This is a genomic window from Halorubrum trapanicum, assembly GCF_017873555.1.
Lineage (GTDB): Archaea > Halobacteriota > Halobacteria > Halobacteriales > Haloferacaceae > Halorubrum > Halorubrum trapanicum.
Genome location: NZ_JAGGKE010000004.1, coordinates 145,205 through 166,181, shown reverse-complemented (window position 1 = coordinate 166,181; position 20,977 = coordinate 145,205). Strand labels below are relative to the sequence as shown.

The 20,977-nt window shown below is 69.0% G+C and carries 17 protein-coding genes; 4 read left to right on the top strand and 13 right to left on the bottom strand.

What is annotated here, in order from left to right:
• Positions 1-43 precede the first annotated feature (43 nt).
• The gene (locus J2744_RS06805) at positions 44-5,395 is read right to left on the bottom strand and encodes a DNA polymerase domain-containing protein (RefSeq protein WP_209545951.1); all 5,352 of its coding nucleotides are present in this window, start codon (positions 5,393-5,395) and stop codon (positions 44-46) included.
• 102 nt (positions 5,396-5,497) lie between these two features.
• Here J2744_RS06805 and J2744_RS06800 point away from each other — a divergent pair, with 102 nt between their 5' ends.
• The 3 genes from J2744_RS06800 to J2744_RS06790 are packed head-to-tail and all read left to right on the top strand — an operon-like array spanning position 5,498 to position 6,620.
• Positions 5,498-5,671 carry a DUF7331 family protein gene (locus J2744_RS06800; RefSeq protein WP_209545949.1) on the top strand — a complete coding sequence of 58 codons (174 nt, stop codon included), beginning with the start codon at positions 5,498-5,500 and terminating at the stop codon, positions 5,669-5,671.
• A gap of 59 nt (positions 5,672-5,730) precedes the next feature.
• Positions 5,731-6,147 carry a DUF7322 domain-containing protein gene (locus J2744_RS06795; protein WP_209545947.1) on the top strand — a complete coding sequence of 139 codons (417 nt, stop codon included), beginning with the start codon at positions 5,731-5,733 and terminating at the stop codon, positions 6,145-6,147.
• 26 nt (positions 6,148-6,173) lie between these two features.
• Positions 6,174-6,620: a DUF7346 family protein gene (locus J2744_RS06790; protein WP_209545946.1), complete on the top strand. Its 447-nt coding sequence runs from the start codon at positions 6,174-6,176 to the stop codon at positions 6,618-6,620.
• A 251-nt stretch (positions 6,621-6,871) separates the two neighbouring features.
• Here J2744_RS06790 and rad50 read toward each other — a convergent pair whose 3' ends face one another.
• The 4 genes from rad50 to J2744_RS06770 all read right to left on the bottom strand — a co-directional run bounded on the left by rad50 (position 6,872) and on the right by J2744_RS06770 (position 11,709).
• Positions 6,872-9,565 (bottom strand): DNA double-strand break repair ATPase Rad50, encoded by a 2,694-nt coding sequence (rad50, locus tag J2744_RS06785; RefSeq protein WP_209545944.1) that lies wholly within the window; start codon positions 9,563-9,565, stop codon positions 6,872-6,874.
• Complete coding sequence (gene mre11 / locus J2744_RS06780; protein WP_209545943.1) at positions 9,562-10,980, bottom strand: DNA double-strand break repair protein Mre11; 1,419 nt, start codon at positions 10,978-10,980, stop codon at positions 9,562-9,564. Before mre11 ends, rad50 begins: the two co-directional genes overlap by 4 nt.
• On the bottom strand, positions 10,977-11,363 hold the full coding sequence (locus J2744_RS06775) for a hypothetical protein (RefSeq protein ID WP_209545942.1): 387 nt from the start codon (positions 11,361-11,363) through the stop codon (positions 10,977-10,979). The genes mre11 and J2744_RS06775 overlap by 4 nt, the downstream gene beginning before the upstream one ends.
• Positions 11,364-11,445: 82 nt before the next feature.
• Positions 11,446-11,709 carry a helix-turn-helix domain-containing protein gene (locus J2744_RS06770; RefSeq protein ID WP_004598708.1) on the bottom strand — a complete coding sequence of 88 codons (264 nt, stop codon included), beginning with the start codon at positions 11,707-11,709 and terminating at the stop codon, positions 11,446-11,448.
• Positions 11,710-11,906: 197 nt separating this feature from the next.
• On the opposite strand from J2744_RS06770, the gene pan1 reads away from it, so the two are divergent.
• Positions 11,907-13,124, top strand: coding sequence for a proteasome-activating nucleotidase Pan1 (gene pan1 / locus J2744_RS06765; RefSeq protein ID WP_209545941.1), 1,218 nt, complete (start codon positions 11,907-11,909; stop codon positions 13,122-13,124).
• A gap of 68 nt (positions 13,125-13,192) precedes the next feature.
• Here pan1 and J2744_RS15415 read toward each other — a convergent pair whose 3' ends face one another.
• From J2744_RS15415 to J2744_RS06730, 8 genes are all read right to left on the bottom strand, one after another.
• Positions 13,193-13,324 carry a hypothetical protein gene (locus J2744_RS15415; protein ID WP_280921408.1) on the bottom strand — a complete coding sequence of 44 codons (132 nt, stop codon included), beginning with the start codon at positions 13,322-13,324 and terminating at the stop codon, positions 13,193-13,195.
• 36 nt (positions 13,325-13,360) lie between these two features.
• A complete protein-coding gene (locus tag J2744_RS06760) occupies positions 13,361-14,536 on the bottom strand; it encodes a DHH family phosphoesterase (protein ID WP_209545940.1) in 1,176 nt (391 codons plus the stop codon).
• Between the two features lie 123 nt (positions 14,537-14,659).
• Complete coding sequence (locus J2744_RS06755; protein WP_209545939.1) at positions 14,660-15,562, bottom strand: NAD-dependent epimerase/dehydratase family protein; 903 nt, start codon at positions 15,560-15,562, stop codon at positions 14,660-14,662.
• On the bottom strand, positions 15,559-16,011 hold the full coding sequence (locus J2744_RS06750; RefSeq protein ID WP_209545938.1) for a DUF5791 family protein: 453 nt from the start codon (positions 16,009-16,011) through the stop codon (positions 15,559-15,561). The genes J2744_RS06755 and J2744_RS06750 overlap by 4 nt, the downstream gene beginning before the upstream one ends.
• Positions 16,012-16,092: 81 nt before the next feature.
• Entirely contained in the window at positions 16,093-19,317 is a 3,225-nt protein-coding gene (locus J2744_RS06745; protein WP_209545930.1) for a DUF7286 family protein, read from the bottom strand.
• On the bottom strand, positions 19,311-19,970 hold the full coding sequence (locus J2744_RS06740) for a DUF7284 family protein (protein WP_209545929.1): 660 nt from the start codon (positions 19,968-19,970) through the stop codon (positions 19,311-19,313). The genes J2744_RS06745 and J2744_RS06740 overlap by 7 nt, the downstream gene beginning before the upstream one ends.
• Positions 19,961-20,407, bottom strand: a complete 447-nt coding sequence (locus J2744_RS06735) for a DUF7285 family protein (protein WP_209546080.1) — start codon at positions 20,405-20,407, stop codon at positions 19,961-19,963. Before J2744_RS06735 ends, J2744_RS06740 begins: the two co-directional genes overlap by 10 nt.
• A 24-nt stretch (positions 20,408-20,431) precedes the next feature.
• On the bottom strand, positions 20,432-20,926 hold the full coding sequence (locus J2744_RS06730; protein WP_209545928.1) for a DUF7283 family protein: 495 nt from the start codon (positions 20,924-20,926) through the stop codon (positions 20,432-20,434).
• Between the last annotated feature and the right edge of the window lie 51 nt (positions 20,927-20,977).

Here is a 20,977-nt window from a genome sequence, read left to right as displayed (position 1 = left end):
ATTTTTCCGACGACCGAAAACTGCTTTCCGAGACACGACTCTACTACATGAACGAGCCGAGCCCTGTCTGCTCCTGTCCGGTCTTGACCTCCTCCCACGACATCCCGAGCGCCTCGATCACGCGCTCTATCGGCCCCTTCAGCGTCTTGTCCAGCATCTTCTCCCAGTCGACCTCGAACTCCTCCGGGACCTGGTCGGCGTACTCGAAGCAGATCACGTCCGGATCGCGTTTGAACTCCCCGTACAGGCGATCGCGCTGCGGGTCGAGTCCCTCCTCCGCTTCCATCCGCTGCCAGAAGTCGGGGTGGACCTTCTCGATGTAGAGCCGCTTCGGCTTCGACCCGCTCCCGAAGTTCGTCCCCAGCATGAGGTTCGCGTACTTCGCCCCCCGGACCTGCGCGGTCGGCGTGTCGTAGGCGTCGAGCTTCTTGCCGATCCCGCCCGGGATCCCGATCTCCTCCACGTCGACCTCGCCGTCGAGTACGCGCGCGATGACGTCTACGAGGTACTCTTTCACCTCCCCCATGTCCTCGTCGATGTCGTCGCCCGTGACGATCGTCTCGATGACGTTCTGCTGGACCTCCTTCGTGATCCCGGCGATGTCCGAGCGTTTGTACTCGAAGCCGGTGATGTCGATGTCGTCGACGTCTTTCCCCTCCTTCCAGACGATGTGGCCCGCGTACCGTTTCTTCTTGCCCGCCTGGAAGAACCGTCGGTAGAGTTTCTCGAACTCGATCTGGAAGCGGTGGAACTCAGCGTTTAGCTCGTCGCGCGCGAAGTCGTCGTAGCGCTCGTTGATGTGGTCCTCTATTTCGAAGGAGGTCTCGATCGCCTCCTCTTTGTCCACCTCTTGGCCGAGAGACAACATGACCGAATCGGTGTTATGGAGCACGATACCCCCGACGCCGTCGACGAAGTTCTCGTTCTCGGCGACGCTGAGATCGTACACGTACCCATCGTGATCCACTTCCTCGACGACCGGATCTCGTCCACTGCGGTAGTAATCACACGTTCGAATCGTGTAGCTCCCCTTGTTCTCCCTGTACTTCAGCGAGTGTTTCTCCCCGCGCTGGGTGAGAAGCGTCGAGAGGCCCGCCGCGAGTTCCCGGCTCGTCGTCTCGAAGTCGAAGTTTCGCTCGCAGTACTCGGCCGAGTACCGCGGGAATTCGCGCGAGCCGTCGCCCTCTACGAGTACGTCCACGAAGAGCTGTTGGAGATCTTCGGGGAGATTGAACACGAACCCCGGAATACGCTTCCCACGTGACGTTTGCCCGGCGAACTCACGGAAGAACACCGCCGAGAGCTCGTTCATCATCTGGAGCTTGTGGGTGCCGTCGTCGTACGTCACCGACTGATCCCCGTCGTCGGTTCCGTACTCGACGGTCCGCTCGTCGGACGTGTCCGATGCGATGACACTCGCCCTCGCCCCGTCGAACAGGCGCTGGTAGTCATCTCGAAGCCCTTCGAGCCACTCCGTTCTGGATTCCGCGATGCTCGCGCCGAACTTGGATTCGGCCGTTTCGATCGTCGAGGCACTGCCCTCGGTGACGTACGCGGCGAGCAACCGCACGAGCGCCCGTCCGTCTTCGGAGTCCAAATCGATGTATCGCTGTACCTTGATACTCCTCTCTATCGCATCGTGATGCTTGTGTCCGAACCAGACCCACTCGTCGTTCGCGTGGACTCGTTTGACCTTCGTCGCCGCGTTCTCGCTGCCGACACTTCGGCCGTCCTCGTACTCGCGCGTGTACCCCTCCAACACGGCGTATACGTCGATCCTCTCCACCGTTTCGACCTCGGGGAGACCGGGCACTCGGAGCGGTTCTTCGACGCTTTCTGGCTTCGTCTCGACGAGGTCACCGTCTTCTTCGACGACGTACGAGTGGTCTCTGGTCGTCGTCGACTCGCCGAACTTGTGCTGTAGATTGACGACCGATTTGTCGGTCTCGTGTCGGATCACCTGCTCGATCGGCTGCCACTCCGGTTCGCCGTCCCCGGTCACCGAAAGCGCCTCCCACCCGTCCACGCGACCCCGTTCCTTCTCAACCGACACCGAAGCGACGGGCCCGCCGTCGGCGGTAACGATCAGATCCTCGCTCGCAGTCGCGTCCGAGCGCTCGAAGAGATCGTCAATCGGCAAGATTCGAACGATGCCCTCGGGATCGCGCACGACGACGGGTCTGTCGCCCGTGACGCTGTCCCCGTACGCAACGTCGTGGCCGAGCTCGTTGGCTGCCTCCTCGGTGAAATCGATGACCTCCCGACCGGTCGCCGTGACGGCCGCCGCGCCCTCCTTGTCGTAGAGCCGGAACCGGTCCCATCCCGTGACTCCATATAACGACTGGCCGACAAATTGGAACTTCCCGTTCCGCCCTGCGAGGAGCGTGTGATTGTCCTCGACGGTCACGCAGTAGACACCGTCTTCGGCCTCGGTTCGACTTCCGCTCCGGTGCATTCGAAGCGTGTTCTTCGCGTCTTCCGTGACGTAAATCCGCCAGCTCCCGCTGTCCCGATTGTAGCTCGCGGTGAGTCCGAGGTGGGCACACAGGCGGAGCACGTCGTCTCGAAGCCGCTCGCTTGACGTCGTGTACCGCCACGACCCGGTCTGTCGGCTACCGTCACCGTCGATCAGGGTCTCCAAGAACGCGCGCTTCTGCGTTCTCGTCGCCTCGAATACGCGGTCCGGAATCTGCTTCTCGAAACTCCCGTCGCCGCAGCGGTCCCGGAGGAGGTCGCCGAGCAGCTCCGAGGTGAACTGATAACTGCGGTCGTCGACGTAGTAGTCCAGCCCCATCCGATCGAGGAGTTGGCCGATCGTCTCGTGGTCGGAGTCGCCGCCGTCGGCCACGGCGTCCTGTGCGATCTGTATCGTAGTCGCGGAGCCGCGAAGGTTGTCGCCGAACCGCTTCTCTTCGGAGGTGTACACGTTCCCTTCCGTGACGTACCACGCGAGCAGTTCGAGAAAGTCGTCTCCGTCGTAGGTCCGCGGAATCCACTTCCGTCCGGACTCGCGGTGAACGTAGCTCGTCTCGCACACCGACTCGACGTACTCGCGGTGTTCCTCGAACTCGGCCGCCGTGAACACGTAGCCGGTCTCGCCGACGTCCGCCTTCGGCACGCGTCGCGGCGTCCAGCCGAGTTCGGCGGTGAACGTGTGGCCGTGGACGCTCGGCCGGACCCACACCTCGTACTCGCCGTCGACGAGCTCGGTCAGGTCGACCTCCTCGATCCGTTCGCCGTCGGGCCCGTCCCAGTCGTGAGGCAGTTCGTAGTTGGTCGCCCGGTCGAGGTCGCCCGCCTCCACGAAACTGTACCCGTCTTCGGTGATCCCGTTCGTCTCGTTCTTCCGGACGAGCATCCGGTGATTCGGCGTCACACGGAAGTCGATCTTCGACGTTTCGATGTCGACGAGTTCGTCCCGGTAATCCGGATACGCGTGGGTCTCTTCGACGGTCTTCACCTCCATCTCCTCCGTATCGGGTTCGAGCGAGTACACGGCGTCACCGACCTCCAAGTCCGTAATCGACCGAACGCCGTCGGGAGTCACGACTTCGGTGTCCGGAGTGAAGCAGTTCATAATGACCTTGACGGACGCCTGCTGTCGGTCGTACTGCTCGTACGGCTCGGTACCCGGTTCGTGGTCGTTCCGGAGCGCCTTCTTCTCCTCCCGCTCCGAGAGCAGCTCGTCGACCATCTCGCGCATGATCCCGTCCGGCTGCTTCCGGAAGTGCGTCCCGTTGGGCGCGACGTACGTCTCGCCGTCGTACTCTGCGGGGTCGACCTTCGTCTCCGGGCCGGCGTTGATCGTCACCATGCACATCGGGTAGAGGCTCTTTAAGTCCTGGACCGTCACCATCTCCTTGACGCCGGTGATCGGGTCGAAGACGGCGCCGCCCTCGAACTCCTCCGACTCCTGTTGGCCCTTCGTCGGGAGCGCGAACTTCCCGAACGCCTTGTGGAGGACGTACATGTCGACGGTGTCGCCCGGCGTCGGCGCGTCCTCTATCTTGCAGCCGACGAAGGTGCGCACCTCGTCCCAGAAGGCGATCACGTCCTGCTTCCGGTCGATCTCGACGCACAGCTCCACGTCGCGGATGCTGTACTCCAGTAAGCGCTCGGGGTCCTGCTCCCAGAGGTCGCCGATGTCCCCCGTGTACCGCTCCTTGCCGACGCCGAGCTCGCGCTCGCCGACCGCGTCGAGCCGATACGACTCCAGCTCCGTGAACATCGTCCGCTTGTAGGCGTACAGCAGGTCGAAGACGACCCGGCCTTTCACGTCGGGACCGCCCCAGCCGGAGCGCCACACCTCGCCGATCCGGGAGAGGCGGTCGACGGAGAGGTCGTACTGACTCCCGTCGTCGAGGACCTCCAGCCGATCGAGGACGTACGGCGCGTCGAAGTCCTCGAAGTTCCACCCGGTCAGCAGGTCCGGGTCGGTGTCGTCGATGTACTCGACGAACGCGTCGAGCATCGCGGCCTCCTCCTCGAAGGTGCGGACCTCGAAGTCGAGCTCCCCGTCCCCATCGCCGACGATCCCCTCGTAGTCGGGGAGGTCCTCCGGGGGCGGGATCTCGGTCTCCGGCGCGTCGTACAGCCAGACGACGTACTGGTCGTCGTAGGAGTCGTGGCTGGTGAGACAGATGATCGGCTCCTCGCCGTCCTCGGGAAAGCCGCGTCGGTCGTCGACCTCGATGTCGAAGGTGTTCACCCGCATCTCGGCGTCGACCGCCGCGGGTTCGAGCATCCCCTCGTGGACCTGTATCGTCCCCTCCCGGTCGTCGAGGCGGCGCTCCTCGACGCGGATCCCGCCGTTGATCCCGTTGTCGATCAGGAAGCGGTTCGGGAAGAGGATGTCCGCCTCGAAGCTCGTCGCGAAGTCGTCGCGGATGTTCCCCACGTCGCGGGGCGTCCGAGTGACGATCCGGGTGAGCGGCTCGCCGCGGATGCTCTCGTACGGCTCTCCCTCCGCGTTCTCCTCGCGCGTGCCGATCACCACGTCGTACTCCTCGACCGGGTCGCGGTCGAGGTCGGCCGTGGGGACGTAGAAGTACGGCTCGACGCCGAGCACGCGGAGGTGTTCGACGGTGTCGCGGTCGGCGTCGTCGACGTTCTCGGCCGGTCGTCGACCGAACACGTGGACGACCGGATACTCGTCGCTGCCGTACCCCTCGACGGCGTAGTCGATCTGGGTGATCATCAGCTCGACGGTCCCCGTCGACTCCGGGAACTTCGCCTCGTCGACGTCGACGACGTCGCTGACGCGGCCCCGCCCGCCGCCGGCGACGACGGCCGCCTCCTGGGCGGCCAGATCCTCTCGTTCGGTTTCCGTGCCGCCGTCCGTCCCGTCGTCCGCCGCGCCGGTCGACGAGAAGTCCGACAGCCCCGACTGAGTCATACCCGTCCTTCGGCGGCACCCGGCTAAAAAACTCGGCTTTCGGGTCCGGCGAGGTCTCCCGCCACGGAAAGGCATTTAATGTGTGATGACTTACCACGGTCTATGTCTTCGGACCCACGTTCCGAACCCCAGGTGGCTCGCCCGGCCGATTCCGACGCGGTCGACGCCGAGGTGGAGGCGTACGAAGACGACGGGAACGTGGTGCTTTTCGACGCGACGAACCCCCTCGCGTGGGTCGAAGCGAGCCGAACGGTGCGGCTCGCCGACGCGGTCTAATCGCGGTCGCACCCCCTCCAGACGGAACCCCTTTGCCCCGGCGCGGCGTACTCCCGAGCGTGTTCAGCCTCGACGAGGACGACGAGGGCGAGGTCTCCTTCGGAGAGAGTTCCGAGGCCGAGCGAGAGATGACTCCGGATCCCCCCGAGGCGCCCTCGGTGAAGACGTTCGACGACGGCGGTGACGCCGATTTCGAGGGCGCGAGCGACGTGGATCAGGCGACTCTCCGCGCGTTCGTCGTCGCCGTCATCTACGCCAACGCCGCCGTCCTCCTCGTCGCGCTCGGGCCGATGGTGTGGTTCTTCGAGGGTCGATTACGGGTCGGACTGGCCCTGTTCGGCGGCGGACTCTTGGCGGGCATTCGGACCTACCAGACGTACCGCGCGTGGAAGCGTTCGCGGGACGAGGCGGAGGATTCGGAGGGACAGACGGACGAGCCGGACGCCGATCCCGACTCGACGCCCCCGGAAGCGTAATGTCCGACGCCCGCGCTCTTTCACCTATGCAAACGGTTCGCGACGGCGACGGCGAGACGTACCTCCTCGTGAAACGCTCCGCCGAGTCGAGCCGGGTGCGGGACCCGGCCACCGGCGCGGAGCGGTACGTCGACAACGACGACCTTCGGGTCGTGGACGGCGAGTCGGTGCTGGCGACCGCGGCTTCGGGCGTTCCGGAACCCGTCCGTCGGACGCTCGGGGCGGTCCGCGACGACCGGTCGCTCGGCCTGCTCGCGGTGGTCGTCGACGAGGGACCGATCGCCGCGATCGACCTCCTCGACGCCGCGGACATGTGCGAGTCCGACCTCCACGGCGCGATCACGGAGTTCCGCGCGGCCGGGCTGGTCGACGAGGTCGACGTCGCGGGGCGACGCGGCTACGAGGCGACCGCGGTCGCGGTCGAGGCGATGGGACTGCTGCGGAGTGGGTCGGACGGCGAGGGCGGCGAGTAGTCCTCTGCGACACCGGCCCGTGACCGTTCGCTGACGCTCGCGTCTTCTCTCTCCCTCCCTCTCTTCGTTCGACCGAGCATGTGCCTCGCGCCTCCCCAGCCTCGGCGGGCGGGTCGGCGCGGGCGGTGCCGCGCCGACCCGCCGCCTCCCTCGCGGTCCGCTCGCGCCCTCCGGGCGCTCGCGGGCGCGCCGACGTTGAAGGTTCGGGCCTCGTCTCCGTTCCAGCCCGTGCCGGCGACGGGAGCGCCCGCTCAGCTGTCGGCGAGCTCGGCGACGTCGAGTTCCGCCGCGTCCTCCCGGCGGACGGTCGAGCGGTTCGAGCGCGGGTCCTTCTCGACGGTGACCAGCTCGTCGGCCGCGCCCACCAGCTCGTCGTCGTGGCTCACGATGACGATCTGCGCCACGCCGAACCCGCGCATCTCCTCGACGAGCCGGACGAGCCGCGAGACGTGGCCGGCATCGAGGAAGACGGTCGGCTCGTCGAGGATGAGCGGCGGGGTCGGCGCCGCGCCCTCGATCCCCTCCGAGAGCAGCCGGTAGATCGCACAGCGCAGCGAAAGGTTGAACAGCGCGCGCTCGCCGCCGGAGAGCTGCTCCGGGTCGAGCGGCTCCCCGTCCTTCTGGTAGACCGTGAGGACGTACTCGCCGTCCAGCTCGATGTGCGAGTAGGCGTCGTTGCCGTAGACGAGATCGAACGTCTCGTTCAGCGTGCGCTCCAACTCGGCCACGTTGCGCTGGCGGAGCTCCGCGCGCAGGTCGCCGTACATCGACTCCAGCTCGCTCGTCTCCTCGTGGAGCGTCTCGAGCGCCGCCACGCGCTCGCCGAGCGCCTCGCGCTCCTCGCGGAGCGCCTCCATCTCGCTGAGCTCGCCTTTCACCGCGCCGATCGCGTTCCGGAGCTCCTCCCGCCGCTCGTCGAGGCGGTCGAGTTCCTCGGCGACCTGTTCGAGGTACTGCTCAGCGTCCTCCTTCCGCTCTCTCGCGTTCTCGACCGCGTCTTCGTCGACGGCGTCCGCGAGCTCGTCGCGTCGCTCGCGCTTGTCCGCGAGTCGGTCGCGCCGCTCGTCGTTCACCTCCGTCAGGCTCTCGCGCTTCTCTCGACGACGTTCGATCTCGTCTTCCGCGTCCGCGACGGCGGACAGGCGCTCTTCGACCGCCGTCACCGCCTCGCGGGCGTCGTCGATCGCCGACAGCGACGCCTCGAGTTTCTCGACGCGCGCCGCGGCTTCCTCGGCCTCCTCGCGCTTCCGCGCCGCGACCTCGCGGGTCTCCTCGGCCTCCCCACGGAGCTCCGCCGCGCGCTCGCGCTTCTCCTCGGCCGCCTCCCGCTTCCGGTCCGCCTCGTCGCGCTTCTCCTCGACCCGCTCCTCGAGGGTCTCGACCCGCTCGTCGATCTCGTCGAGCCGGTCCGCGGCGCTCGCGAGCCCGTCCAGCTCCGCGATCCGATCGTCGAGGTCGTCCTCGCGCTCGCGGGCGTCCGCCAGCTCCGCTTCGAGCTCTTCGACGCGCTCGCGGTCCGCCTCGATCCCGCTCGCGTGCGGCGAGTCCTCGACCGGCTGGCCGCACTCGGGACACTTCCCCGCCGCGAGCAGCTCCTCGGCCTCCGCGACGCGTTCTCGAGCGTTCTTCAGCTCCGCCGACAGCTCGGCGATCCGCTCGCGCACCTCGGCGCGCTCGTCCCGCAGCACGTCCAACTCGTCGGCGACGCCGTCGCAGTCGACGTCGGCCTCCGCGGCCGCGAACCGCTCGCGAAGCTCCTCGGCCTCCTCGCGGAGGTCCGCGACCGACGCCTCGGCCTCGTCCGCCTCCTCGGCCGTCGCCTCGGCCTCGTCGGCGAGCTCGTCGGCCTCGGACTCGATCTCCGCGGCGCGGTCGGTCCGGTCGTCCGCCTTTCCGGCGAGGTTCGTCGCCTGGTTGCGAAGCGCCTCGGCGTTCACCCGCTCGTCGTCGAGTTCCTCGCGGACCGTTTCCTCCCGATCGTCGAGCGCCGCGCGGCGGTCGGCGATCGCCGCCTCGCTCGCCGCGTCGAGGCCGGCGTCGCCGAGCCGGTCGTCGATCTCGCTTTCGATCTCTCCGATCCGCTCGCGCGTCTCGCGGATCGCGTCGCGGTGGTCGTCGCGCTCGCGCTCGGCGGTCCGGATCGCCGCTTCGATCTCGTCGATCTCGGTCTCGACTGCCTCCAGCTTCTCTCGCTTCTCCGCGTGGGTCGACAAGGTCTCGGCGGCCGCCTCTCGGGTCTCCTTCGCCTGCTCTCGCTGGGTCTCGTACCGATCGATCTCGTCGGCGACCTCGGCGAGTTCGCTCTCCAGCTCGTTGAGCCGCCCGTGGAGGTCGCGGTCCTCCTTCGCGGCGATCTGCTCGTCGAGCTGGTCGAGCCGGCCGCGCCGGTTCTCCAGCACGTCCTCGACGCCGAGCCGGGCGTCGCCCGCGCGCTCGCGGTATTCCTCTAACTTCCCCAGCTGGAGCAGGTCGTCGATCGTGTCCTGTCGCTCGCGGGGCGTGGCGTTGATCAGCTTGTTCACCTCGCCCTGCCGCACGTACGCGCAGTTGACGAACGCCTCGGCGTCCATCCGCAGCAGTTCCGTGACGAACTCGCGAACCGCTCGCGCGCCGTCGCGGGTCACGTCGTTCCCGTCGGTTGCTTCGAGCGTACACTGGTGGTCGATCCGGTCGTCGTAGGACTTGAGCCGTCGCTCGACGCGGTAGGAGACGCCGTCGTGGGTGAACCAGAGTTCGACCTCCGTCTCCTCCTCGCCGTTCGTGATGACGTCTTCGAGGGTGCCGTCGAGCGCTTTCGACCCGTATAAGGCGAAGAAACAGGCCTCGAGCAGCGACGACTTCCCGCTACCGTTGAGACCGTGGATGACCGTCACTCCCTCGGTCAGCCGTAGGTCGGTGTCGCCGTACGGCTTGAAGTTCGCGAGGCGGACGCGGTCGAACTTCACAGGTAGTCCTCCATGGAGACCTGTCCGTCGGTCGCCGCCGGGTCGGGGTCCGCGGTTTCCGCGGGATCGGACTCGGCGTCCACTTCACCGGGTCCCGCTCTATCGGCGTCCGATTCGTCACCGTCCGCTCCGTCAGCATCCGATTCGTCACCGTCCGGCTGCTCATCGGAGTCGCTGTCGTCGTCGGAGTCGCTGTCGTCGTCGGAGTCGCTGTCGTCGTCGGAGTCGCTGTCGTCGTCGGAGTCGCTGTCGTCGTCGGAGTCGCTGTCGGCGGAATCGACCGGCTCGAACGCATCGAGATCTCCCTCCTCGTCGAGCCGCTCCTCGACTCTGCGTTTCACCGTCTCGCGGACGTTGGCGTCGGGGACGGTGTCCGCGCGGACCGCGCTCTCGACGTCGCGCGCGGCGGTCGAGAGCGACATCTCGTCCAGTCGGTCGCGGACGGCGTCCTCCGGGTCGGCGAAGCTCACGTCGACCTCGCCGTCGGTCTCCACCTCGCGCCGGTCCGTGACGCGCGCGATGAGCGCGCCCTCGTCGGTCGCGAACTCCTCGACGGCGGCCGGCGTCACCGGATCCCCCTCGCCGGTGATCTCGACGTGGACGACCGCCTCCGTGAGGTCGTACTCGCGCACGCGCTCGCGAACTCGGGACTCGCCTTCCCCCTCGCGCAGTTCGACGGTGACGAAGACGAACGGGCGCGTGTCGAGCGCCCGGCGCCGGATCTCCACGCGGTCGTCGCCGCCCGCCGCGTCGGCGTCGAAGACGACCAGGTTGTAGCCGCGCCCCTCGCGTTCGCTCGCGCTCGCGCGCTCTGTCGATCCCGGATACGTCACCCACGTGTCGGCGACCTGCGCGGTATCGGGGGTGTGGTTGTCGCCGAGCAGCATCGCGTCGAACGCGACGTCGCTCTCGGTCAGCACGGTCTCGGTGTCCCAGTCGGCGTAGCCGAACGGCTCGAAGAGACCGTGCGCGACGAGGGCGGCGTACTCGGCGTCGTGGTCGGCGAACGCGTAGTCGAGGTCGTCGCGTCGCGAGACGGGGACGTGGTCGAGTCCGTAGAAGGCGGTGTCGCCCACCACGACCGGCTCGTCGCCCAGCCGGGTCGCGAGTCCGAGCCGCTCGAAGAGGTCCAGCCACTGGCCGCCCCGCGTCGACTCGTGGTTGCCGACGACCGCGAGAAAGGGAATTCCGGCGTCGTCGAGCCGACGGAGGACGGAGATAGTCCCCATCAGGTCGCGGAGTTCGGGGCGGCGGTCGTGGAAGAGGTCGCCGGCGTGGACGACGGCGTCGACCGCGTCGTCGACCGCGTCGTCGACCACGGTCTCGAACGCGTCGAGGAAGTCCTGGCGTCTGACCGGCGAGTGGTACTGCGAGTACCCGATGTGGGTGTCGCCGGTGTGGATCACCCGTGTCATCTGTCCGTGCCTTGGCCGGTGTCCGGCTTAGGGATTCCGGGGCCGGTGCGGAAGTGGTCACACCTCTGCTCCGTCTCGGCGTCGCGGTCGGTACGGTCACGGTGGTCTGCCGATCCGTCCGCCGCCGCCCGTCGAAACCCTCGGTACGCCGCGAGCGCGTCGCGTCCGCGCTCGGCGGCGGCCTCGTCGCCCGCGTGATTCGCGGCGTCGACCGCCTCTGCGAGACGGTCGAGACCGACGGCGTCGACGAACCCGGCGGCGCGGCGCAGATCGGAACGCGCGGCGTCGGCCTCGTCGATCACGGCGACGTACGGGCGTCTCGCGGTGTCGGTGCGCGTCGCGAGCGCGGACAGCGCGCGCTTGACAGCGGTAGTCGAGACCACGGGCGGACTGGCGCGGTATCGGGTATAAACCGTCGCGGACGCCCCCTTCGACGCGGCGGCCGGCGATTCCCGTGTCGTTCGCTCAGATCCCCAGCGAGTACAGTCGCTTACGCGCGTCTGTGAAGGAGAACCGAGAGTCGACGACACCCTCCTCTTCGAGCCGCGACAGCGCGTACCGAACGGTCCGCGGCGGGAGCAGCGTCTCCTCCGCCAGCTCGCTCTGGGTGAGCGTGTCGTTGTAGTCCAGTACCTTCGCGACCAGCTTCGCGCTCGGGGGGAGATCTCGAACGGCCGCCCAGCGGTCTGCGGTCCCGTCGTCGGCGGTGACGGCATCGGTCGTGCTCATGCGTGTCTCGATCCTTGGCATGCCGAGTGATAATATTTACTATCCATTTTAATTACTATAGGGAATTATCTACCCCTCGGGCTTCCTCGGATTGTCGGCGATGCGCTCCGACGCCGTCCGCCGTCGACGCCGGTGAAACGGGCGGTGTCGTTCCCCCACCCGAAGCCTCTTATCCGCGAGACGCTTTAATAAACACAATGAGCGACACGGTCGACGACGTCGACATGCCTTACGACGAAGGCTCGGCGTCGAAACAGGAGAAGATCGACTCCTTACAGGAGCGGCTCGACGTTCTCGAGTCCCAAAACGAGGAGATGCGCGACAAACTCCTCGACGCCAACGCGGAGAACAACAAGTACCAACAGAAGCTCGAACGGCTCACCCACGAGAACAAGAAGCTGAAGCAGTCCCCGCTGTTCGTGGCGACGGTCCAGGAGATAACGCCCGACGGCGCCGTGATCAAACAGCACGGCAACAACCAGGAGGCGCTCACCGAGATCACCGACGAGCTGCGCGAGAAGCTCGACCCCGACGACCGCGTCGCGGTCAACAACTCGCTGTCGGTGGTCAAGAAGTTGGAGAAGGAGACAGACGTGCGCGCCCGCGTGATGCAAGTCGAGCATTCGCCGGACGTCACCTACGCCGACATCGGCGGGCTCGAAGACCAGATGCAGGAGGTCCGCGAGACCGTCGAGATGCCCCTCGAACACCCCGACATGTTCGAGGACGTGGGCATCACGCCCCCGAGCGGCGTCCTGCTGTACGGCCCGCCCGGCACCGGCAAGACGATGCTCGCGAAGGCCGTCGCCAACGAGACGGACGCGACGTTCATCAAGATGGCCGGCTCCGAGCTGGTCCACAAGTTCATCGGCGAGGGCGCGAAGCTCGTCCGCGATCTCTTCGAGGTCGCCCGCGAGAACCAGCCCGCTGTCCTCTTTATCGACGAGATCGACGCGATCGCCTCGAAGCGGACCGACTCGAAGACGTCGGGCGACGCCGAGGTCCAACGGACGATGATGCAGCTGCTCTCCGAGATGGACGGGTTCGACGAGCGCGGCGATGTCCGTATCATCGCCGCGACGAACCGCTTCGACATGCTCGACCCTGCCATCCTCCGTCCCGGCCGCTTCGACCGGCTCATCGAGGTTCCCAAACCGGAGACCGACGGCCGCGAGATCATCTTCCAGATCCACACCCGAAACATGAACCTCGCCGACGGGGTCGACTTCGCGGAACTGGCCGAGCTGACCCCCGAGGCCTCCGGGGCCGACATCAAGGCGATCTGTACGGAGGCCGGGATGTTCGCCATCCGCGACGACCGCACGGAGGTCACGCTCGACGACTTCCTCGAAGCCCACGAGAAGCTCCGGCAGGACGAGGAGACGAGCGCCGACGACTCGCTGGCGTTCGCCTGATTCGGTCCCGGCCGTTCTCCGCCCCCGAGTCGCCTTTTGTCTATCCGCCCGCGATCGGAACGCTTCCGCTACAGCGCCGCGACCGCCAGATACGGCGCGACGAAGAACAGCAGGAACACCAGACCGACCGCGATCCCGTAGCCGGCACCCACTCCGACGAGCGCCAGCCAGCCGTCGTCGACCCCATCAGCGATGCTCATACCGGACTCTCCGCGGCCCGGAACTTAACTCTGCGTTCACACGTCGCCGGCCATCGCCCGGAACAGTCCGTCCGCGAGCGCGTCGCGGTCGACGGTCGATGATTCCTCCTCTCCCGTGGGATCGATCTCCGGTTCGATCGTTCCGCCGCCCATCCGGGAGTGTCCGCCGCCGTTCCCGTTGTCGATGTCGTCCAGCACCGCTGCTATCGCGTTCCCCATGTGAACTCGGTCGTCTCGCGACCGTCCAGAGAGGTGAACCGTTCCCTCCCGTTCGCCGATCACCACGACCGCGCTGACCCCCTCCAGCTGGATCAGTTCGTCCGCGGCCTGCGGGATCGCGTCGACGTTGTTCACCCCGCCGACGTCGGCGACCCCGAACGACCCCTCGACGCGCCGTCCAGCGATCGCTCGGGCTTTCACCTCCAGTACCTCCGCGTCGACAGCGGGGTTCGCGATCCGATCGAGTCGGTCCTGATCGACGCCGGGGTAGAGATACGCGGCCGCCGCGAAGTCGGGTTCGCTGGCGCCGACGGTGAGATGTTTCGTGTCGGCCAGGATCCCGTACAGCAGTCCCGTCGCGGTGTCGGTCGACAGCGTTAGGTCGCTCGCCGTCTCGCTCGCGTGTTTATCGGGCGGAACGGGGACCGCGTCGTTGTCTTGGAAGTACTCGGCGACGACCGACGCGGTCGCGCCGTAGTCGGTCCGCACGTCGGTGAACGACTCCCCTGCGCCGTCGCCGGGGTGATGGTCGACGACGGCCATCGGCAACACGCCGTCGGCGCCGGCGAACCCCCGTGGCTCGTTGTGATCGACCAGGACGACCGACTCGGCCGCCAGGTCGCTCACGTGTTCTATCGGCTCCAGTTCGAGGTCGAGGACGGTCCGGAACGCGCGGTTCTCTTGGTGGCGGATCTGCCCGGGGTACTGGACGGTCGCGTCGACGTCGACCTGGTCCGCGAGGGAGGCCACCCCGACGGCCGCCGACATCGCGTCCGGATCCGGATTCGGATGCATCAGCACCGTGACCTCCTCTTCGTCGGCCAGAAGCCGTCGGAACCTGACGCCCGGCGTGCGTCGGGCGCGGAGCACGACGAGGACGACCGCGACGGTGATCAGGGCGACGAGCGCCACGCCGACGGCGATCTCCGGGTTCTCCCGAAGCACGGCTTCCGCCTGCGAGAATCCGTCATCGGCCGCGCTCATCGCTCGCATGCGTTGTGGCAAATCGCTCCCGACACATGAAGCTTCGTTGCCGTTCCGACCGACTGAAACCGACGGAACCGAACGTGATCGGGCGACTCCGTGCCGATGCGGGTGCCGTTCAGCCGAGGCGCGCTACTCGGTCCGCGCCCGATACGCGCGCACGGCGTCGCGGTATCCCGATCGAAACGTCGGATGGGCGAACTCGTAGCCGAGGTCGCGGAGCAGCGCGTTCGAACACCGCTTGCTCGTCCGGATCCGGCGCTCCGCGGCCGGGGACAGGTCGCCCGCCGCGATTCGCTCGTCTTTCGACAGCTTCTCCGGACGGGGGACGCCGCAGGCGTCGGCGAGCCAGTCGGCGAACGCGTGTTTGTCGACCGGCTCGTCGTCCACGACGAGGACGACCCGGTCTCGCGCGCGATCCGCCTCCAGCAGGTGTCGGATCGCCCCCGCCGCGTCGTCGCGGTGGACCATGTTCAGATACCCGGCCGTCACCGGTCCCTCCACGTACCGCTCCAGCCGATACCGGTCCGGGCCGTACAGCCCGGCGAATCGAACGACCGTCCCGTCGATCCCGGCGTCGGCCGCTCGCGCCGTCGCGATCCGTTCGGCCTCGGCGAGGACGCGGGTCTTCTCCGTGGTGGGTTCGACCGGCGTCTCCTCGTCGACCCAGTCGCCGTCGTGGTCGCCGTACACGCCCGTCGAGGAGGTGTACACCAACCGGTCCGGCGGGGAGGCGCGCGAGCCGTACTCGTCGACGACGTTCGCCAGTCCGTCGACGTACACCTCCCGCGCCGCGTCGGCGCCGCGCCCGCCCGAACTGGCCGCGAAGACGACCGCGTCCGCGTCCGGCAGCGCCGAGAGTGACTCCGGGTCGGTCGCGTCCGCACTGACGGCCTCGACGTCGGGACCGAGTGCGTCGACCGCGTCGAGTCCGGCGTCGGACCGCCGGACGCCGGTCACCGCGTGGCCGCGGGCGTCGAGCTGTTCCGCCAGCGCCAGTCCGACGTAGCCGCAGCCGACGACGACGACCCTCATGGCTTCCGGCGCTCGATGACTGCGAGGATCTCGGCGAGCTGTCCGAGCGTCATCGCGGTCCGGCCCTCCAACGCCTGCTGGACCTCCTGCCCGGTGAGGTCGGCGTCGATCTTCGCGGCGATCGCGTCGACGTCGAGGACGGCGGTCGCCATCCCCATCAGCAGGTGGTCGCGGACCTCCGCGACCATCGCGTCGGCGTCGCGGTCCGGATTCGCCGCCGCGAGGACGGCCGCGGCGTCCGCGACCGCGATTCCCTCGATCTCGCCGTTGCGGACGGCGGTCACGTCCGCCTCGGCAAGTCCGATCTCGCCGACGAGTCGGTCGGTCTCGAAGCCCGACGCCGCCTCTGACACCAATGCCTCGAAGGCGGCGAGCAGGTCCGCCGCCGCCGGCTCGTCGGCGTCGACGGCGGGTCCGGGCTCGCCGCCGTCGACGACCTCGTGGAACATACTCCCACTCGGTCGCCGCGTCTCAAAACGCCTGCGGTCGGACGCGTTCCGGCCGTTCGGCACTTCCGCTTGTCCCGCTCCTCACGTCCCGGTACACTCGTCTCCCGCCGCCGGCGACGCGGTCAGCGGTCCCGGACACGGCCACCCGCCGGACGTCTCGTCGCGCGTCCCGTCGACGTCGCCGACGCCCGGCGGCCCGGCGGGGACGGCCACGACGACGACCGTCCGCGTCTCGAACGCGACCGGTTCCGTGGCGCCGAGCGCGACCGTCTCGCCGTTCACGTCGACGCTGACCTCGCCCTCCGTCCTGACGTACTCGAACGGGCGATCGGGCGTCCCGACGTTCGCCCGAAGTGCGAACCGGGGGTACTCGCCGCGCACCTGGACGTTCCACGCGTTGACCGTCGCCACCCAGTACCCGGGAACGGGTGCGACCGGGAGTCCCGCTCCGACGCTCCGAACGGGCTTCGGAACCCGGTCGTCCGGCACCGACGCGACCGCCTCCTTCGCGCGGCCTTCGATCGCCGACTCGACCTCGTCTCGGCGGATCGTCCGCGACGCGGACGTGGTCGCGTCGACGAAGCGGGCGGGGATCCGGACCGCGTCGCGTCCCGCCGCCGTCCGCGTCTCCACCCGGAGATGCGCCGCGAGACCGATCCGTTCGGCTCCCGACAGCGATCCGACTCGGGCCGCCTCGCTCGCGACGCGGTCCGGATACTCGCCCTCGCCGACCGCGACCGCTCTGTCGCCGAGCGAGTCGTATTCGGCCGCGGCGTTGTCCAGCACCACCCGTCGCTGTTCGCGAGAGAGGTCGGTTCGGTCCGCGAGTCGCTCCGCCAGCGCGTCGTCGACGCGCCGCAGCGAGGCGTCGATCCGACCGGCGAGCGCGCGCCGATCGTCGCGCAGATCGTCGTCGTCGGCCGCCGCGAGCGCCTCGTCGGCGGCGAGGAGCGACCGTCCGGCGACGCCGAGACGGACCGTGTCGTCGGTGCCGAGGATCCGATCGGCGATACCGCCGGAGACGTCGCTGTACGGGAGCGTGACGTAGTTCACGTTCCGGGTCGCGAGCGGCCGCGTCGTCGTGCCGTCGACGCCCTCGACGCGCTCGCCGTCGACAGCCGTCCGCGGGAGGTAGCCGGGAGACCCATCCGGCGCGAACGTGACCTCGCCGCCCGGTCCCCCGTCGCCGACGGCGTAGGTCCCCGGATCGCGGGCGGCCTCGCGGCTGGCGATCACCTCGCCCACCGGCGGTCCGCCGAACGCGTCGTTCACTCGGTCCAGTACGCCGTCCGTCGCCGCCTCCTTGTCATCCGCCGCTGATTCCAGTTCCTCGATCACGGCGTCGAGGTACGCGACGCGAGCGGCGACACGTCCGCGGTCGACCGCGCCGTCGTACCTCGAAGGAGCGTCCCGGAGCGCGTCGCGACGGTCGCGCACGGTCGCCGCGAGGTCCCGGTACGGGGTCGACTCGCCGACCGCGGCGTCGGCCATCGACGCCTCGGTGTTCAGGTCGCGGACGCGCTCCGACAGCGACGACACGTCGGCCGCGATCCGATCGAGGTCCGCGCCCGAGCGGTCGCCGTACACGACGGTCGACCGCGTTTCGTCCCCGTCTTCGACGGCGTCGCGCGCCAGCCGGTCGATGTCGCTGTCCGTCTCGACGTTCAGGTCCGCTCCGGCGGCCGCCGGTGTGTCGGCGAGATCCGGCCCGTCGACGTCGTGGCCGTCCGCGGCGCCGAACGTCGCCGTCTGTCTGTCTGGCGCGTCATCCCGCGGCGCGTACGTTCCGGTCACCGAGACGCGGACGCGGTACCGGTCCGTCGCCTCGTCGCGCGTCACGGTCCGGTCGACACTCACGTCCTGTACCGTTCCGTTCGGTCCCCGTTCGACGATTCGTCGCTCCCACGTCGCCGTCGCCGCGCGCTCGACGACGACCTCCCGGGTCGCGCCGCCGAACGACACCGATTCGCCGGCCGACACCGTCTCGCTGTCGGTCCCCAACCTGGGATCGCTCCCGTCCACGACGCGGATCCGCTCCGTCCGCGACGAGTCGATCCGCCGCCAGGGTTCCGCGAGCAGCGACCGGGGACGATCCGGGCTTACGCGCCCCCCATCGCGGATCCTCGTCGTCTCGGTCTCTGCGGTCGCCTCGACGCGATGGCTCCGTCGCACGATCTCGGCGAGGTCGTCGTGGACGGCGGTCGCGGCGCGGTCGGCCGCCTGCCCGACCTCGACCGACGCGGTCTCGTCCGTCGGATCCGTCGAGGGGTCGAACGCCGCGTCTTCGCTCGCGGTCCGGTCTCCCCCGGACGCCGTATCTCCTCCGTCGCTTCCCCTCGTCGGTGTCGGCGCTCCGAGGACGGCGTCCGTCCAGGAGGCCTCGTGGACGCCCGTCGGCGACAGCAGATCGGTCACGCCCGTCCGGGCGGTCGCGCGGGCGACGCCGCCGCGCGCGTCGGGGTCGCTGGTCCCGAACACGTCTCGTTGGACGCGCACGATTCCGGCGTTCGTCGACAGCTCCACGTGGCGGTTCGCGACGACGTTCTCGACGGGCGCGCCGGCGTACTGCCCGTAACCGCGGGCCCACGCCATCGCGTAGAGACTCGCGGTGATCTGTCGACCGAGTCCCGGTCCCTCGACGGGCCCGCGGTCGAGGCGCGCCTCGAACCGCTCGGTGCGCTCGTGGGCGGCCAGCGTCGGTACGGCGACGGTGACGGTCCGCTGTCGCGTCCGGTTCACGACGGTCCGGCCGTTCCGCGTCGCGGTCGTCGCGACGCCTTCGAAGGTCACCCGCGTCGCGGTCCCGTTGGCGGCCGGTTCGACCCGGACTCGCTCGCGCGCGGCAGCGAGTTCGTCCGCCGACTTGACGGCCGGGAGCGTGGCGTTCGCCTCGACGCCGCCGACGTCGCTCTCGACCGCGCTCAGCGCCTCGGATCCGGCGATCGCGAGCCGGACCCGGAAGGCGTCCTCGAACGCGGACTCCTCGCGGACCGCGCGCGCCCCCGGTCCAGATCCCTTCGGCGCGCGCGTCACCGGCTCCGCCGCCGCGTCGTGGGCGGTCTCCCGCGCCGCGCTCCTGAGCGCGGCCGTGGCGTCGGCTTCGACTCGTTCGACGGCGCGTTCGACGCGACGGTCCTCACCGACGAGTCCCTGATCGGCGAGGCCCGCGGCGTACGCCGAACTCGTCACGAGCAACAGTATGCCGACGAGCGCGAAGGGGACTCGGGCCCGCTCGTCGACGACGAACGTCCGCGGGTGCCGCCCCGCCCGCGACCGATCGCGGCGTTTGCTCCCCACGCTCACCACCTCCGGACGACGATCCGGACGACGGTTTCCGACGCTCCGTGCCCGCTATCCTTGCGGTCGACTCGCTCCGGGACCGGCTGTCGGACGACCGCGACGCCGACGTTTGCGTTCCGCGGCGGTTCGGGTCCGACGGCGACCGAGTTTCGGTGGGCGTTCGTGTCGTCTCCTCGCTCTCGTCCGTCGACGCCCCACGTCGGGATCGCCTCGCCGACGATCGGGTGCGGATACGACGCCCGCCTGCCCCACGCCGTCGGAGCATCCGAGGAGTTCCACGCACTCCCATCTCCCGTCGAATCGTCCGCGTCACCTGCGCCGGACTCGCCGTCGGTCTCTACGGTTACGTCGACCCGCGTCCACGGTCCGAGACCGCTTCGGACGGACTCGGTGGCCCGGCGGTCGAACGCGCCCTCCACGTCCCGATCGACGAGCAGCGCGAGTAGCTCCGCACGGGTCGCGTGAACCCGTCGCGTTCCGTTCGGCGCGTCGGCGTCGGCGTACGTCACAGTCGCGGTCTCGGTGACGAGTCGGTCCGCCGCGTCGCTCGCGGTCGGGCCGTCGGGACCCCCGGCGTCGCTCGCACCGAGCGCGACGACGCTGGCGGAGACGCAGAGCAGCAGCACGGTCACGTCGAGAACGGTGCTTGTCATCGCCACACCACCGCCCGGAGCGTTCCGCGCACGTTCCTTCCGGGCGCCACCCGGACCGTCACCCGTCGCTCTGAGACCGCGACCGCCTCCGGCGACCGGATCCCCGGCGGTCCCGGTGCGTCCGGACCCGACGCGACCAGCCATCGCTCGCCGTCCGCCTCCAGTTCGACCGCGGTCGCGGTCCCCGGGACCTCCACCTTTCGCAGCCGACCGGGGTCGACGATGCCCCCGACGGCGGTCGCTCGCTCGGCGCGGTCGAGCGTCGTTTCCGCGGTCTGCCGGGATCGGTCGGGCGCGGCGTCGTCGAGCGCGCCGGCGTACAGCCCCAGCGCGAGACCGACGACCATCACCGCGACGAGCGCGGCGATCGGTTCGACGGCCGCGCGGTCGGCAGCGGTGAACGATGCGGTCGGATCCTCGGCAGCCCCAGGTGCGTTCGACATCGAACGGTCGCGTGACACGCGCGATCACCCGACGAGCGTGACCCGGACTTCCCCGTAGTGGACCCGCCGAACCGTGATCCGGTCCGGGGCCGAGATCCACTCCGGGTCGGTCGCTCTCGCGCGTTCGGCCGCCGCCGCGAACGACGCCGGATCGTCGAACGCGGCGTCGGGGGGAACGCCGTCGAGCACGCGTCGAAGCCGCGCGTCAGTCGTCACGTTCGCTGTCGCTCCCGAACGAATCACCGGCGTGATCCGCGGGGCGTCGAGCGCTGCCCGCGCCGTCCCCCGCTCGTCGCCGAGCGAGACGGAACCGTCCGTGAGCCGGATCCGATCCGCGGAGATTCCGTGTTCGGCTGTCGCGGGGTACTCTCCGTCGGCCACCGAGTCGACGGTGTACGCGACGCCGTCGGCGTCGGGCGGCGGCGAGGCCGGAAACGACGCGGCCACGCCGGCGGTCGCGACGCTCACGACGGCCAGGCCGAGCCACGCGTACGTGGCGTCGAGGTTCGTCTCGAACATGGGGCGGCTGGCCGCGGCTTCGCATATAAATGATCGCCGGGAGCGGTGGCG